14 protein-coding genes are annotated in these 16,786 nt (G+C 43.2%); all 14 read right to left on the reverse strand.

The features are described 5' to 3' along the window. Positions 1–27: 27 nt before the first annotated feature. The 14 genes from MKY65_RS19260 to MKY65_RS19325 all read right to left on the reverse strand — a co-directional run bounded on the left by MKY65_RS19260 (position 28) and on the right by MKY65_RS19325 (position 16,778). Positions 28–858, reverse strand: a complete 831-nt coding sequence (locus tag MKY65_RS19260) for an aldo/keto reductase (RefSeq protein ID WP_339179692.1) — start codon at positions 856–858, stop codon at positions 28–30. 116 nt (positions 859–974) lie between these two features. Beyond that, positions 975–1,919 (reverse strand): MBL fold metallo-hydrolase, encoded by a 945-nt coding sequence (locus MKY65_RS19265; protein WP_339179693.1) that lies wholly within the window; start codon positions 1,917–1,919, stop codon positions 975–977. Between the two features lie 30 nt (positions 1,920–1,949). Further along, positions 1,950–2,726: an enoyl-CoA hydratase/isomerase family protein gene (locus MKY65_RS19270; protein WP_339179696.1), complete on the reverse strand. Its 777-nt coding sequence runs from the start codon at positions 2,724–2,726 to the stop codon at positions 1,950–1,952. Between the two features lie 21 nt (positions 2,727–2,747). After that, positions 2,748–3,704, reverse strand: coding sequence for a nitronate monooxygenase (locus MKY65_RS19275; RefSeq protein ID WP_339179698.1), 957 nt, complete (start codon positions 3,702–3,704; stop codon positions 2,748–2,750). Positions 3,705–3,773: 69 nt separating this feature from the next. Beyond that, complete coding sequence (locus tag MKY65_RS19280; protein ID WP_339179700.1) at positions 3,774–5,396, reverse strand: long-chain fatty acid--CoA ligase; 1,623 nt, start codon at positions 5,394–5,396, stop codon at positions 3,774–3,776. Between the two features lie 14 nt (positions 5,397–5,410). Next, positions 5,411–6,568: a thiolase family protein gene (locus MKY65_RS19285; protein ID WP_339179702.1), complete on the reverse strand. Its 1,158-nt coding sequence runs from the start codon at positions 6,566–6,568 to the stop codon at positions 5,411–5,413. A 243-nt stretch (positions 6,569–6,811) separates the two neighbouring features. Further along, complete coding sequence (locus MKY65_RS19290; protein ID WP_339179704.1) at positions 6,812–8,230, reverse strand: hypothetical protein; 1,419 nt, start codon at positions 8,228–8,230, stop codon at positions 6,812–6,814. A gap of 82 nt (positions 8,231–8,312) precedes the next feature. After that, entirely contained in the window at positions 8,313–9,272 is a 960-nt protein-coding gene (locus tag MKY65_RS19295; protein ID WP_339179706.1) for a biotin-dependent carboxyltransferase family protein, read from the reverse strand. Beyond that, positions 9,269–9,418 carry a hypothetical protein gene (locus MKY65_RS19300; RefSeq protein WP_175297004.1) on the reverse strand — a complete coding sequence of 50 codons (150 nt, stop codon included), beginning with the start codon at positions 9,416–9,418 and terminating at the stop codon, positions 9,269–9,271. The genes MKY65_RS19295 and MKY65_RS19300 overlap by 4 nt, the downstream gene beginning before the upstream one ends. Continuing rightward, entirely contained in the window at positions 9,415–10,146 is a 732-nt protein-coding gene (gene pxpB, locus MKY65_RS19305) for a 5-oxoprolinase subunit PxpB (protein ID WP_339179707.1), read from the reverse strand. Before pxpB ends, MKY65_RS19300 begins: the two co-directional genes overlap by 4 nt. 723 nt (positions 10,147–10,869) lie before the next feature. Further along, positions 10,870–12,312, reverse strand: a complete 1,443-nt coding sequence (locus MKY65_RS19310) for a 6-phospho-beta-glucosidase (protein ID WP_339179708.1) — start codon at positions 12,310–12,312, stop codon at positions 10,870–10,872. Between the two features lie 24 nt (positions 12,313–12,336). After that, positions 12,337–13,188, reverse strand: coding sequence for a histidine phosphatase family protein (locus MKY65_RS19315; RefSeq protein ID WP_339179710.1), 852 nt, complete (start codon positions 13,186–13,188; stop codon positions 12,337–12,339). A gap of 1,312 nt (positions 13,189–14,500) precedes the next feature. After that, on the reverse strand, positions 14,501–15,319 hold the full coding sequence (locus tag MKY65_RS19320) for a purine-nucleoside phosphorylase (RefSeq protein ID WP_339179712.1): 819 nt from the start codon (positions 15,317–15,319) through the stop codon (positions 14,501–14,503). Between the two features lie 295 nt (positions 15,320–15,614). Next, entirely contained in the window at positions 15,615–16,778 is a 1,164-nt protein-coding gene (locus tag MKY65_RS19325; protein ID WP_339179713.1) for a toxic anion resistance protein, read from the reverse strand. Positions 16,779–16,786: the final 8 nt, after the last annotated feature.

Consider the following 16,786-nt stretch of genomic DNA (forward strand, 5'->3'; position numbering starts at 1 on the left):
CAGTTCTCCCTGATAAAAGCCCGGGAATTAGTTATCATATTCGTCTGGATTGGAACCAGAGCGGCTATTTTCATTCAACGCATCGATCTGTTTCATTTCCTCACCCGTTAATTCAAAATCAAATATATCCGCATTGGAAATGATGCGTTCCGGAGTGATTGATTTTGGAATGGTAACAACTTGATGCTGGACATCCCATCTTAAGATGATCTGCGCCGCATTCTTCCCGTATTTCTCTCCAATCGTAACAAGCGTTGGATGATTTAGCAGCTCTCCCCGTTTTAGCGGAGACCAAGCTTCCAGCTGAATGCCATGTCTTTCACAAAAAGCACGCAAGCCTTCCTGCGTCAGATGCGGATGAAATTCCACTTGATCAACTGCCGGAACAACCTCTGCTTCTGCTAAAAGCCGTTCTAAATGCTGAACATGAAAATTACTCACACCGATGGCACGGACACGCCCATCATGATAAAGCTTTTCCATTGCCTTCCACGTATTTATAAACGTTTCTTTTACAGGCCAATGAATCAAGTAAAGGTCCAAATAATCGGTATCTAATTTTTCAAGACTTCTTTCAAACGCTTCTAATGTAGAGTCATAGCCTTGCTCATCATTCCACACTTTTGACGTCAGAAAAATATCTTTTCTCGGTACGCCAGACTTCTTGATACCCTGCCCGACACTGATTTCATTCTGATAAAAAGAAGCGGTATCAATACTGCGATAACCATGCTCCAGCGCAGTTTTCACTGCGTCCACTGCTGTCTGCCCTTCTTCTACTTTATAGACTCCCAGTCCAAACGCAGGCATATCTACGCCATTATTTAATGTGACTGTATCCTGCAGGTGATTACTCATATCAGACATCCATCCTTTCCTATCTTTTCTATCATCTTATAACAATTAATCACGGAAAAGAAAGAAAAAGGAACTAGCAGACAATGCTGCCGCTCTAAAATGGGCGACATCGCCTGCTAGCTTCTCACGTGATAAATATACACACCGTCTGCCAACTCGCGCTCGCACTCTCCAGCCAGACGTAAATATTCTAAATGGGCGACCGTTTCACCTACCGCAAACCGCGTATCATGGACTGCCAGCTTTTTTGGAAACAGCTTTTCCATTGTTTCGTAGACCGTTAAGCCGGTTTTCAGCATTTCCTTCAGACTGCTCAACCTTTCTTTATGATGGGCCTCTATTTCTTGAATTCGCTTGGATGCATTGGGGAACGGGTCACCATGGGACGGGATGACCCATTCGATGTCGAGTTTCTTGATTTTCTCCAAGGAATTCAAATAATTTTCTAACGGGTTTGGGTCACCGTGAAACAAATAGGAAATATTCGGAGTAATCCTCGGAAGAACATGATCCGTTGACAGCAGCACATTATTTTCCTGATTATAGAAGGTGACTAAACCGTCTGAATGACCTGGTGTATGTATAATCTCATAGGCATATTTCCCAAATTGAATCGTTTCCCCTTCCTTTAAAATGTTTTCCACATTTGGATAAGGGGTTACTAATGGTGCAAATGCGGCGGTATTCTGCGTCAAAGCCTTGCTTATCTCCTCGGGAATGCCCGCCCGATAATAATTCTCCCATAACTTTTCTAAAAAGGGCTGCTCCCAGGCCTGCAGCGCCGCCTGTAAATCAATTTCAGACATCCACACGCGCGCATTGGTTCGTTCCTGCAGTTTTCCTGCATAACCAAAATGGTCCGGGTGATAATGGGAAACAATAATGTCCGTAATTTGTTTCCCTTCTATTTCCTTTTCCCATATTTTCTCTGCAGCTGCATTATGCAGACCTGTATCTAAAATCTTATAGCCGTCCGCTTCCTCCGCGATGAAGCAATGAACATGGTTTAAGCGGAACGGCAATGCTAAAGTAATCCGCTTTATTCCTAATTTATCTAACATCGGCGTCACTTCCTTCTATGCAATCCGCTTTTATTTTCCTTTAAAGCTCGGTTTTCTTTTGTCAAAAAATGATTGGATTCCTTCTTTATTATCCTCTGTCTGCAGCAATAAGGTCTGGATAGCCGTTTCCTGCAAATCATTTGTACCGCAGCTCCACTCATCCGCGTGGTTTACCATATGCTTTACAAATTTGTTGGCAAGCGGCGGCCCGTTAACAATAAAACCGGCAAAATCGATGGCTGCTTCCACAACCTCCTCCTCTGTTACGCGATTAACAATGCCGCGCTGGTATGCTTCTTCTGCTGAAACAGGTCTTCCTGAAGATATCCATTCCTTCGCTACGGCACTTGGCAGGTTATCTGTCAGTTTTTTTACTAAGCCTAAATCCGGTATAATGCCTACATCGGTAAAGCTGCATAGAAAGGCTGCATCCTTTTTAGCTACAACAAAGTCTGCTGCAACAGCAATACTGAAGCCTGCTCCTGCGGCAAAGCCATGGACTGCGCTGATAACATATTTATCAAGCTCCCGTATCGTCTGAATAATCTCTAATGCCTGCTTCATATATTCCATTATTTTCGCGCTGTTATCCAGTGTATGAAGCACTTCCAAATCGCCGCCGGCTGAAAATATTTTTCCCTCTCCGCTGATGATGACAGCTTTGATATCCGAATCTTTTTCTGCATCCTTCAGCGCTTTCACCAGGCCTCTCGCCATTTCAATCGACAGAGCATTGCGTTTCTCCGGCCGGTTCATCTTTATCAAAGCAATCGCATCTTTCTTTTCGTATTTCACTGCTTCTGTCATTGCTTTCTCTCCCTTTTTAAATCAAGTCAGCTGGTGTTCTTTTTTCGCTTGTGTATATGCTGTTTTTAATTCATCTACGGCTCCCTGCAGCGTTTGTATTTTTGTTGTTCCGCCAACTCCCTGCCCAGCGCCCCAAATATCCTTCCACGCTTTAGCTGAGGAGTCAGACAGCTTTTTAAAATCAAGTCCGGCCTTTTCCGGTAAGTTCTCTGGATCCAATCCAGCTTTGACAATACTGGGGATTAAGTAATTAGCAGGTATCCCGCTGAACGCAGGCGTATAAATAATATCAGCAGCCGCAGATTGAATAATCGATTCCTGGTAAGCAGCGGCTGCCCCGCTTTCCGCTGTCGCTATAAAATGGGTGCCAATATAAGCAAAATCAGCTCCTAAAAGCTCTGCGGCCAATATTTGCTCTCCTTTTGTAATGGTGCCTGCTAAAGCAACAGGTCCATCAAAAAAGCTGCGTACTTCATCCATAAAAGCAAAAGGATTTAACGTTCCAGCATGCCCGCCAGCCCCGCTAGCTACTAAAATCAACCCGTCACTGCCCTTTTCCAATGCCTTTCTTGCAAATTTCACATTCACCACATCGGATAAAACAAGTCCTCCATAGCTATGAACAATCTTTACAACCGGAGATGGATCTCCTAACGAAGTAATAACGATTGGCGGCTGATGCTTCTCGATCAGCTCCAAATCCTCGTAAAATCGTTTGTTGGAGGAGTGACTGATAAAGTTGACGCCCCAGGGCGCAATCGCTGTATCTGGATTTGCTGCTTCTTTTTCCTGTAATCTCTCATTGATTTCAGCCATCCAGCTGTCTAAAACATCCTTCGTGCGTGCATTCAGAGCCGGAAATGTTCCAATAATCCCTGCTTCACATGCCCCGACAACCATGTTTGGGTTAGAAATTAAAAACATCGGGGCCATGATAACCGGCAGCTCCATTTTTTTCTTTATATCTGTCAATTGCATTTAACCAGCTCCTTTTCCATTAGAAAACACGGAAGCGCCCCTCCGCGCTTCCTGTTGAAAAATTTGATATTATGAAGAAGAATCAGATAAGGAAAGCATTTCTTCCACTTGATCCCGCAATGCCCGTTTTAAGAATTTCCCTACCGATGTTTTTGGGATTTCTTCCATAAATAGGACGCGGTCTGGAATCCAGTACTTTGCAAATTGCGGTGTTAAAAATTGCTTCACTTCTTCCTCCGTTAATGTTTTCCCCTCTTTTAATACCACGCATGCTACCGGACGCTCCTGCCACTTTGGATCCGGAACCGCAATAACTGAGGCTTCAAATACGGCCTCATGTGCCATTAACGCATTTTCGATATCGACCGAAGAAATCCACTCCCCGCCGCTTTTGATCATATCCTTGGTACGGTCCACGATTTTCACGGAGCCCTCTTCATCAATATTGACCACATCGCCTGTATGAAGCCAGCCGTCCCGGAAGGATTCATCACTGCGATCATTTTTATAATATGCATCGGCGATCCACGGTCCTCTGACAAGCAATTCGCCTATTGTGTTTCCATCATGAGGGATATCGCCATGTTCATTGATTCCTCTAATTTCAATTCCGGGCACGACCATGCCTTGACGGGAGCGTAATTCCAGACGCTCCTCTTCATCCAGCTCCTGCTGATAGCTTTTTAAACGGGCCAATGTCACAATCGGAGAGGTTTCTGTCATTCCATATGCATGGACAAAAGGAATGTGATAGGTTGATTCAAATGTGCGAATCATCCCTTTTGGAGCAGCTGATCCGCCGCAAAGAATACAGCGCAGACTGCTTGTATCGTAATTTCCCTGCTCCAGCGCCTGTAGAAAGCCCATCCAAATCGTTGGCACGCCGGCTGCCATCGTCACTTTATAATCCTCAATCAGTTCTGCTAAAATCTGCGGTGTCGGCATCGGCCCCGGCAACACCTGGGTTGTTCCAAACCATAATGCAGCAAATGGCATCCCCCACGCATTTACATGAAACATCGGAACAATAGGCATCGCAATATCTTCCTCTGATAATCCTACGGTGTCCTTTAATCCCAGAGCCAGGCTATGTAAATAAATCCCGCGGTGAGAATAAGCGACACCCTTTGGCCTGCCCGTTGTTCCAGAGGTATAACATAGACCGGCGACTGCATTTTCATCGATAGCATCATCGAGTTCTGTGTCTGGGTCTGCCTCTTCAAGCAAGGATTCATAGGATGCTATATTTGTAAGGTTTGTTTCCGGCAGCTCCTCTTTATCCGTCATTACAATAATTTTTTCTACATCCGTAATTTGGTCTTTCACGCGCTCGATCAATGGAAATAAATCCTCATCCACCAATAACACTTTATCCTCTGCATGATTGATAATATAGGCTAAATCGTCTGGCGAAACACGGATATTGATTGTATGCAGTACGGCTCCCATCGTTGGAATCGCAAAGTAAGCCTCCAAATGACGGTGATGGTTCCAGGCTATTGTGCCGACTCTGTCCCCTTTTCCCACGCCTAAGCTTTTTAAAGCACCTGCCAGCCGGTGAATCCGTTCGGTTATTTTACTGTACGGAATGGTATGGACTCCGCTCAGTGTACGCGAAATAACTGTTTTATCAGCAAAATATTTCTCCGCATGCTTCACCATTGTCGTTAAATTTAATTGGGTTTGCATCATTTTAAAATTCCTCCCTATTCCCCTGTCCATCGTTCCAAAATTGTCGCATTAGCCATTCCCAGTCCTTCACACATCGTCTGCAGACCAAAACGTGCTTCGAGCCGCTCCATGGTATGCATCATCGTTACCATCAATCTGGCTCCGCTTGCACCTAAAGGATGCCCTAAGGCAATAGCTCCCCCGTCGATATTGACTTTTTCTTCATCTGCCCCTAATTCCTTCATCCACATTAAAGGAATGGATGCAAAGGCTTCATTCACTTCAAAAACATCGATATCTTCCATCGATAAACCAGCTTTTTTAAGAACCTTTTTAGTAGCTTCGATTGGACCTGACAGCATCTCTGTCGGATCCGAACCAATCACACTGCGGGCGAGAATACGAAAACGCGGAGTGAAGCCAAGCTCTTTGGCTTTATCAGCAGACATGATTAAAAGTGCTGCTGCCCCGTCACTCATCTGACTGGCATTTCCCGCTGTAATTCCGCTCTCTTTTACAAATAAATCAGGCAATGCATTCAGTTTCTCCATCGAGGTGTCTTTTCTCGGCCCTTCATCTTGATAAAATTGAGCTGTGGTTCCATCCGCACGCTTGACGGAAATGGGCAGCATTTGTTGTCGAAAAAAGCCTTTTTCCTGGGCTTTTATCGCACGCTGATGACTTTTGAATGAATAATCATTCATTTTTTGTCTGGAAATACCCCATTTTTCAGCAATATGGGCAGCGGCTGCACCTTGATGCACCATCTCATACTTATCTAGTAAAGCACGATTCCACTTTACCCCCTGCTGGTTGGTCCCCATTGGCACACGGGACATACTTTCCACCCCGGCTGCTACCACAATATCCATATCCCCGCTCAAGATGGCCTGTGCAGCAAAATGAATGGCCTGCTGACTCGATCCGCATTGACGGTCAATCGTTGTTCCAGGAACACTGACCGGATAGCCGGCAATAAGCGCAGCCTGCCTTGCCACATCCACTGCCTGTTCTCCTGTCTGCGTGACGCATCCCATAATAACATCGTCAATGGCCGCTGTATCCAGATTAGTTCGTTTAACTAATTCCTTTAAAGGCGCTGCGGCTAATTCTTCTGCCCTTATCTCACTCAAAAAACCATTTCGTTTACCAATAGGTGTACGTACTGCCTCTACAATCACCGCATCCCGCATCGATACTCCTCCTTTTTCATTTGGAAAGGATATGAATCTATTATTATCATCCACAGCAAATCGATTTCCGGTGACCCCTATCAATATTCCTTATCAGTGATTCAATAAAAATGGAAATCACCCAAATAAAGTAAACGCTTTCAACATTCATTTTATGTTGTTCAAAAATGAATGTCAAGAGGGAAGCAAGCAGGGGATTGCCTCCTGAGCCCATTTCCCCAATCATTCCCTGCTGTATAAACATTATCCGGCCATATATGCCATTAATTGAATATATGTCATCACCAAAGCATATAGCACCACAGCAAACACACCGTTAAACTGAAAACCATTTTTAAAGCCGCTCAAACCATTGGAGCCGCTTAAGACAATGATTGGCATAATCACCGGTGATAATAAAATTGATATTGAGCTTCCCAGCGTCACTGAAAGCACAATCAGCTCTGGAGGATACGGCAGGTGGATAGTCTGCAAAATACCAGCTACCAATACCATTACTGTCAACGGACCGAGACCGGCAAAGCCTAAGATAATTACCATAAACGGCAGCAGGTATAATAGATTGATAAATGGAGCGACTGCTTCTAAGGCATAGAGACTGTCGACAACCCAGCCGGCAAAGCCTGTTTTAGTCAATCCTGCAATCAGCATTCCTGCCCCAACCATCACGCATAGCTGATACGACTTGCCCGCCATCTCTTCTTTTACATAAAGTGCTGCAATATGTGTTAATTTATATAAACGCTTCTTCACTAGATAATAGCTAAGTATCCATACGAGGATGGTTAAAGGGATCAGGACAAGCAATTCCATGTTCACCCAAGCGCTCAGGATAAAGATGGAACCGAAAAGAGAGAGAAAGAGAATCATAAATTCACGGACGATCCGCTTTGTCTCCCGTTTATTTCTCGTATGCTGCATAATCTCATCAATTTCATGCTGGAGGCCTCTTGTAAAGTTAACATGATACTTTTTATTCTCCAGCGGGAAGAACAAAATCGCAACGATGGTTCCTAATGCAGCTACTCCCAGCCCTTGCAGAATTGATTTCCATAAAGAAGCCTCCATTGCTTCCACCACATAGGCAAAGCTCGGAATACTGACCACCCACAGTACCGATAACGCAAACCCGCGCAGAATCGCTGTCCCTTTATATCGCTCCCACGCCTCGCCCTTTTCATCCTTTAAGATCATCGATACAAATTGATACAGCATAGGAATTGCACCAAATAAGAGGAAATAAGCGATAACTTGTGTAAAGGAAACCATCCCAAAATAAAATTTCTTACTCGTATCCACAAAATCATGCGCATAGCTGATGGCAGATTCTAAAAATGCTTCTTCCCGCAATACCCAGCTGACCATAGGGATGATAACTAATAATCCGACCATATTCCGCATCTGCAAAAGCCCTTCCCGCATTCCCGAAAGAAAAGAGGTGTCTACAGATAGAAAGATAATTACTCCTGTTAAGAACAAGCCTAATGGCATTTTCAAATGCAGCGGCCCGTAAAATAATGTTCCAAAGAAAATAATTCCAAACCCAAACCATACTAACAGCGTTAACAGCAGATTAACCTGAAAAAAATACGTGATAAAATGGACCATCGTAAAACCAATGATACAAATGACTAACGCCGGACTGACGAATTGTTTACTCATTATTGACTAGCTCCTATACGTTCGTGTTCTCTTTACTTTACCATGGAATCACCTTGTATTAAAGCTCCCTCCAAATCAGCAATCACTCCCCTGACCGGACAGCTTCCCGAAGTATTTTAAAATAACGCTGCTGTGCCAGATAATCTGCCTGGGCTCTTTCTAAAGGAACTGATAAAAACCGGACCTCTGTCCCAATCTTTTTTTGCACCAGCTGAGGAATATCTGCGGTGATGACCGTAGCAATACGTGCGTATCCTCCTGTTGTCTGCCGGTCCGCTAAAAGCACGATTGGCTGACCATTTGCCGGCACCTGAATCGTCCCTGGAAGCACAGCATCCGAGAGAATGTCCGCTTTATCCACATGAGACAAAGCCTTCCCTTCTAAACGATAGCCCATACGATTGGACTGTTCGGTAATACGGTAGCTTTCCTGAAAAAATTGCTGATAGGTTGCGTCTGAAAAAGCAGTTATATCCGGTCCGGCAATGACTCGGATTGGACGGTGCTGTTCATAATTTGGTATATCTATCTTTTTTAAATACCTTCCTGCCCGGACAGATTTCAGTTTTCTATCCTCTGCAGATAGGCGGTCTCCTTTTTGCAAGATTCTTCCCTCTATCCCGCCAAGATTGGCTTGCGCATAGGTAGACTTGCTCCCCATTACTGTTTCGGCATAAAATCCGCCGCTTACTGCCAGATAAGCATAGGTTCCATGAACCGGCTTGCCAAATGACAGAATCTGCCCTGTATAAACGCGGAAGGATTTCCATGGACAGACAGGCTCTCCGTCAACAGCTGCTGACAAATCTGCGCCGCCGACAGCAATGACCGCATCCTGTAAAAACTTCAATCGGGGGCCCATCAACATGATTTCCAACGTTGCTGCTTCCTCCGGATTGCCGACGAGCAGATTTGCAATGCGATGGGCAAAGGTGTCCATTGCTCCTGCCGTCGGAATACCGTATTTTTGATAGCCAATCCTTCCAGTGTCCTGGATACTGGTCGATAATCCAGGTTTCATGACTTCCAAGATTTCTTTCAACGTGAATCACCTGCCGTAACTACCTTCGAATACAGAGCACCATGCGATTTCACATGTCTGCACTGACTCCTGCAGCGTGCCGCAAATTCATTCATTGCGCCAAAGCTCTTTTTTGGGTTCCCATTCAAAACGATATGCAAATTCATGATTGCTCCTCCTTTTCTTGGTTTATCTGAGGCTGGTAGCTTCCGTTTTCTACTGCTTCTTCTATTTTATAATAGGTTTGCAGATCAATTGCTTCAAACTGGAGCAGATCTCCGGATTGGATAAGGATTTTTTTCTCCCCCTTCGCATCATAAAGACGTACAGGAGTTTTGCCGATAATTCTCCAGCCTCCAGGGGATTCCAGCGGGTAAATCCCTGTCTGTTTATCCGCAATACCTACTGCCCCCTGCTCCACCATTTTTCTTGGATTATCCAGCCTTGGTACGGCAAGCTTTTCAGATAAACCGCCTAAATAAGGAAAGCCGGGCATAAAGCCCATCATATACACATAATAAAGCGGCTCCGTATGCAGACGAATCACTTCTTGAATGGAAAGTTTAGAGCGGGCAGCAACATCTTCCATATCTAAGGCAACCTCCTTGTCATAGCATACTGGAATCGTAATCTTTCTGGCTGCAGGAGGAGCTGTTTCCTCCATTATTTTTTGTAAATGGATAAGCTTTTTTTCAAGCTCTCTATAAGTGATTTCACTCGGGTTATAATAAATCGTGATGGCAGTATATGCAAGAATCCATTCCGATACTCCCTGTATTGGATATTTTTCTAAGAGAGCGCCAAAGCGATGCACTGCGTTATTTACTTGTCTGTCAATGGCATTGCCAAAGGGAATTCGTACACCGCGGTCTCCGTATAGTTGAATAGGATACATGATTTATCACCTGCCTTTTTTGTTCTGAACTTTCTGTATTCATATTGTACACCTATTTTTTAGCAGAAACGAATGATTTGAACACGCAAAATCCAAAAAAGCAAAAATACCGCTTGTTCTTTAAAACATTGTGTTCTTGCCAAGGAGATGTCCGCTATGGGAAGTCGCTTTCTGCGGAGTCTTCACCTGTTGCTTTTCCCGCAGGAGTCGACTTCCCTCCGGTCCCATCTAAGAAGAATTATGTTTTATTTGCTTTCTTACAAAGAAATGAAGCTGATTCTAGCGACGGTTTTTGATGGGACGAGTAATCGCAATGGTTTTCGGTGGGGCGAGTAACCGCAGCAACGGTTTTAATAGACCGAGTAATCGCAGGTCTCAATGTTGTCAGGTTAATGAATTTTATTAATTTTGATACAGATAGTAATAAAACCTATCTAGCGGAGGAAAAACACGTAGACTCCTATGGGAAAGCGCAATGGTCTTCGGTGGGGCGAGTAATCGCAGTCCCAGTGTGAAGACCCCGCAGAAAAAAGTGGTCTTCTTTTTTCGAGGAGGCTGAGCGCAAGCCCATGGAAAGCGTAGTGTTTTTCCGTAGCGGTCGCGTTAACCTGACAACATTGGTAATCCCAGTCCCAGTGTGAAGACCCGCAGAAAAAAAGCGGCTCTACATTCAAACAATGAAAGTAAAGCCGCTTTTCCTATGTTTTTTTAAAATAATTTCTTTTACTCGCTGGCTAAGTTTGCACCATTAGCAGCGATGGTATCCTTATACCAATAAAATGATTTTTTGCGTTTTCGTTCCAGTGTGCCGCTTCCGTCATCATGCTTGTCCACATAGATAAAACCATAGCGTTTCGACATCTCCCCGGTGGAGGCACTTACTAGGTCAATGCATCCCCAGCTCGTATATCCCATTAAATCCACACCATCTTCTACAGCTTCCAGCATTTGTTTCATATGCTCCCGCAGGTAGTCGATACGATAATCATCTTGAATCGAACCGTCCTCTTCCACTTTGTCATAGGCGCCCAATCCATTTTCTACAATAAATAATGGCATCTGGTATCTGCTGTACAGCCGGTTGAGGGAGATGCGTAAACCGATCGGGTCAATTTCCCAGCCCCAATCACTAGCTTTTAAAAATGGATTTTTAACACCGCCAAGCAGAATATTTCCATCTGCTTCCTCGCCATTCCCATCTGCTTTCTTTTCCGTTTTAGACATGTAATAGCTGAAGCTGATGTAATCAACCGTTCCTTCTTTGATAATATCCAAGTCGCCATCCTCTATCTCCAATTCAATGTTATGCTCCCGGAAATAGCGCTGGATATAAGCTGGATATTCTCCTCTTACTTGTACATCTGTACAAAAATAATTAAAGCGTTCATCCTTCTCCAATGCATCCATGACATTTTCCGGATTGCTGTCATAGACATAGAATGGAGCGTAAATAATCATACATCCAATCTGGGCTTCCGGCATGATTTCATGGCATCGTTTCACTGCTTTCGCGCTCGCAACAAATTGATGATGGAATGCCTGGAATGTCGGTTGATAACGATCTTCCTCTTTTTTAATCGCAAACCCTAACCCCATGATTGGCATCATTAATCCACTGTTGATTTCATTAAAGGTCATCCAGTACTTCACCTTTCCCTGATAACGGGTGAAAATAGCTTCCGTATATCGTTCAAAGAAAGTAATAGCCTCCCGATTTCTCCAGCCCCCATATTCCTTCACTAAATGCAGAGGCATTTCATAATGCGAAATGGTGACGACCGGCTCGATATCATATTTTAACAGTTCATCAATGACCTTATCATAGAAAGCCAACCCTTCCTCATTCGGCTCCAATTCATCGCCATTCGGGAAAATCCGTGACCAGGCAATGGATAAACGGAATGCTTTAAAGCCCATCTCTGCAAATAACGCAATATCCTCTTTGTAACGATGATAGAAATCAATTGCTTCATGATTCGGATAGCTTTTTCCCTCTTCTATTTCAAACTGAAATCCCGGATTACGCAACACCTGTAATCTTTCTTTTCCGCCAGGCAGCACATCGGCTATATTTAATCCTTTATTTCCTTCGTGAAATCCACCCTCTAATTGATTGGCTGCTGTTGCGCCGCCCCATAAAAATCCTTCTGGAAAAGCTTTTGTCATGTTACTCTCCTCCTTGAGTCATTATTATTCTTCCTCTTGCTTTTGTCCTTCTTCAACATAACTCATATCATTGACAGAATCTAGCTGAAACTCTCCGTTCTGATACGTTATAACAGATACACTTGCATTATCAAGACCGCCTTCTGGCACCTCATAATCATCAAAATACGTATCCAGCAAAGCAGATATACTTAATCCGTGAGAGACAAGTAAAACATTTCCAGATCCCTCATGTCCTTGTTCTGCTTCTACTAACTCATCCAGGCCTTCTGTCAGCCGTGCTGTAATGGCATCATAATCCTCCGCCGGCCAATTAAGCCCCTCTTCATCTCTTCCTTCATCTAGCTCCGCTACACTGTTTGAAAACATTTCTGGTTCGAGATTTTCTAAAAATTCCTCCAGTGTAATTCCTTGTAAATCTGCAATATCCTGCCACATGGTTTCATTTAAATCGCCTTCATATGTTCCAAAATTAAATTCACGAAAACGTTCATCTGTATGCAAATCGAGCTCCGAAGATGTTTCATTTTCTTCCATGATGATTTCTGCTGTTTGAATAGCCCTTCCACTGTCACTGCTGTAAGCACTTTGGAAATCGATATCTTTTAAACCAATTCCTGCTTGCGTAACAATTTCTTCACCTGCTGGTGTTAACACCGCATCTGACCATCCCTGCACACGATCCGTTGTATTTAACATCGTTTTCCCGTGACGGACAATGTAAATGGTTAATTCATCATTTGATTCTGCTTCTACGACTTCCTCTTCATTTCCCTCTGCATCTCCATCATTATTTTCCTCTGCTTGGGAACTGCTGCAAGCTGCCAATACGAATACAAAACATAGTGCTGCCATGATTCCCCATATCTTTTTCATGTCTCTTTTCCTCCAAAATAGATTTATTTTTTTATTCTATAAGTCACTTTTTGCCCAACTGTAATATTGATACTGTTATACGCCATGCTCCTGCTACATTTCCCTTCCACCTCCTCAGCCTTTTTCGAAATAAAAAACCTGAATTATTTTGAACACACTTCACGTGCATTCAAAACAATCCAGGTTATGCCCAATAAGGTAACATTCCATTTTGCCAATATTCAATCTATATTTAGGTTAGAATAAAAAATAAAATATGTCAACGGTTCCATTTCCCTATTTATGACGGCCCTCTATACCAAAAGAAATGTCATGCAGCCGGTATTTTTCAAATGTCAGCTATGCTTATTCTTCTTTCAAAAAAGAAAACCTGAATGAGTTAAACAGATAGAGCGCACTCTATGCCGTTTAACTCATTCAGGTTTTGCCTGCCTCACAGTAACAATCCTTTATCACCTTCATTATATATAAGAACGCTTTCAAAATCAATGACTAAGAAAAATCAAGAATACCGCTTGGTCTTTAAAACATCAGTGTTCTCGCCGAAGAGATGTCCGCTGCGACGGTTTTCGATGGGGCGAGTAATCGCACCCAGGAAGTCGCTTTCCGCGGGCAACGCTTCAGTCTCCTCGGAAGAAAACCGCTTCCTGCTCAGGTCTACCTGTTGCTTTTCCCGCAGGAGTCGACTTCCCTCCGCTCCCATCTAAGAAGAATTATGTTTTATTTGCTTTTTCACAAGGAAATAACGCAAATTCTAGCGACGGGTTTGATGGGGCGAGTAATCGCAATAATGTTGACAGGTTAATGAATTTTATTAATTTTATACAGATAGTAATAAAACCTATTTAGCGGAGAAAAAACACGTAGACTCCTATGGGAAAGCGCAATGGTCTTCGGTGGGGCGAATAATCGCAAAAGCTCTTCGATGGGACGAGTAATCGCAGTCCCAGTCCCAGGGTGAAGACCCCGCAGAAAAATAGCGAACTTCTATTTTTCTACCCTCGGGGCATAAGTGCGACTTTGCTTCTGTCTGCGCCTGACGGCTTGCCAATCAGCAAGTCTTCTTTAAAGGAGATGAGCTCGGGGCCCATGGAAAGCGTAGTGTTTTTCTGGGGTTGCGATTACTCACCCCACCATAACCCGTCGCAGCGGTCGCATTAACCTGACAACATTGAAGATTACTCCCTTAATGAAACTCATTGTAGCGGCTATATTCAACATTTTTTATATACTTTCTTATTCTTTAAAAAGAAACTTCATCCTGCACCTTGGTGCTGAATGAAGTCTCCGTTATACCATATGACTGCTGTGCTTATATCTGATGAATGACTTCTTTCACGAGTTTCACAAATTTACTGCGCGATTGTGCAGCAACCTCAATCACTTCATCATGACTCAGCGGCTGGTCTAAAATACCGCTTGCCATATTAGTTAAGCAGGAAATACCTAATACCTTCATTCCGCCATGGACGGCAACAAGTGCTTCAGGAACGGTGGACATGCCGGCTGCATCTCCTCCAAGCACGCGAATCATGCGAATTTCTGCCGGTGTTTCATAAGCCGGTCCGCTCCACCAGGTATATACACCCTCCTGCAAATTAATCTGATTTTCTTTGGCAATATTTTTAGCCAAATCGCGAAGTTCACGATTATATATTTGCGAAGAATCTGGAAAACGAGTTCCCAGGTCATCATTATTTGGGCCAATTAATGGATTCGTTCCAACTAAGTTAATATGATCTGTAATCAGCATTAAATCGCCAGGGTTAAAATCTTTATTTACTGCTCCGCTTGCGTTGGTAACAATCAGCTTATCCGCACCAAGCGCCTGTATAACACGTACTGGAAAAGTCACTTCATCCAAGGAATAGCCTTCATAATAATGGTAACGCCCTTTCATCGCTACAATACGCTTGCCATGCAATGTACCGATAACAAGCTGATTGGCATGTCCAACAGCTGCGGATTTAGTAAAATGCGGGATTTCTTCATACGGAACGACAACTGCGTCTTCTAATTCATCTGCCAAGCCGCCTAGTCCAGAACCAAGAATAATACCGATTTCCGGGGTCATATCTGTTTTACTTTGAATAAACTCTCTTGCTTCTTTTATTTGCTGTGTCTGATGCATTTATGATTTCCTCCTTAAAGTAGCTTTATTTTTTAGCTTCTCAATGGCTGTCTATAAAAAGCGCCAGTGTTTTTAAACGATGTACACTTCTATCTTATCTTACAGTTCGATATAAAATCAATTTGTCAGTGCAGTAATCTATATTAAGCGATTAAAAATAAGGTGTCAATTGGAAACCAAAAGCGCTTGGTACAAGACGTGGACTGCGTCAACTTAACAAAAATACCGCCATCATACATAATCCTTTTCTGCCATCCAAATAAAAAAACCAGGCGTTTCACCTGGTTTTCTGTCTTTATTCTTTAAATTCCAGCATTTTATTTTTTAATTCCTCTTCCATGCCGATTAATTCTTTTTCTGCCTCATTACGCTTTTTACGTCCATCTGATTGAATTTGCAGTGTTTCTTCGATGGTAGACATTAATTTTTCCTGCGTCTGCTTCAATGTATCAATATCGACAAGGCCTCGTTCATTTTCCTTGGCTGTCTCCACCGTATTCTCTTTCAGCATATCCGCATTTTTTAATAATAAATCGTTTGTTGTTTGCGATACCTGTTTCTGTGCTTCCATCGCATGACGCTGTCTTAATAGGGTCAAGGCAATGGCCACCTGATTTTTCCATAGTGGAATCGCAGTTAAAACAGAGGATTGTATTTTTTCGACAAGTGCCTGATTCGTATTTTGGATAAGACGGATCTGCGGAGCACTTTGCATTGTAATTTGACGGCTTAACCGGAGATCATGCGTCCGTTTTTCCAGCCGGTCCACAAATTGAAGCATATCATTTACTTCCTGAACATCCATCTGACTTCCGCTTGTTTCTGCTTTTTGGCGAAGCTGCGGGATAATCTCATTATTGATTTCCTCCACCTTTAATTCGCCGGCAGCAATATAAATATTTAAAGCATCGTAATAATCCCGGTTGGTAGAAAATAATTTATCAAGCATTTCATTGTCCGACAAGAGTAAATCTTTATTTCGGTCCAGACGCACACTGATACGATCAATCTGGGAGCTTGTCTTTTGATAACGGGATAATACCTCATTCACAGATTTCGACAGTTTTCCAAACAAACGTGATAAGAAGCCTGTTTTCTCCTCCTGCAGTTCAGAAGGGTCAATATCCTCCAGCTTTTTCATCAGCTCATTTAGAATCGAACCAATTTGGCTAACATCCTGCTTTTGAACATGCTCCAGCATCTCATGTGAAAATTGATGTAATTTTGCTTGTGCCTCTACACCATATTTCACTAAAGACTGTTGGTTGGTTGTATCGATTTGCTGCTTTAACTGCTCTGCTTTTTTACGATGCTCGCCGGGAAGTCTGTCAACCAGTCTTGGCGCCTCCGAGCTTTCCATATTTTGTTCGGAAATATTCGTTGAAACCTCTGTTCTTTCTCCAAACGGGTCATTTAATAAATCATTTATAGAATCATTAGTTTGGTCTTTTGCAGTCATGTAGAATC

This window comes from Oceanobacillus sp. FSL W7-1293, from assembly GCF_037969815.1.
Classification (GTDB): domain Bacteria; phylum Bacillota; class Bacilli; order Bacillales; family Amphibacillaceae; genus Oceanobacillus; species Oceanobacillus oncorhynchi.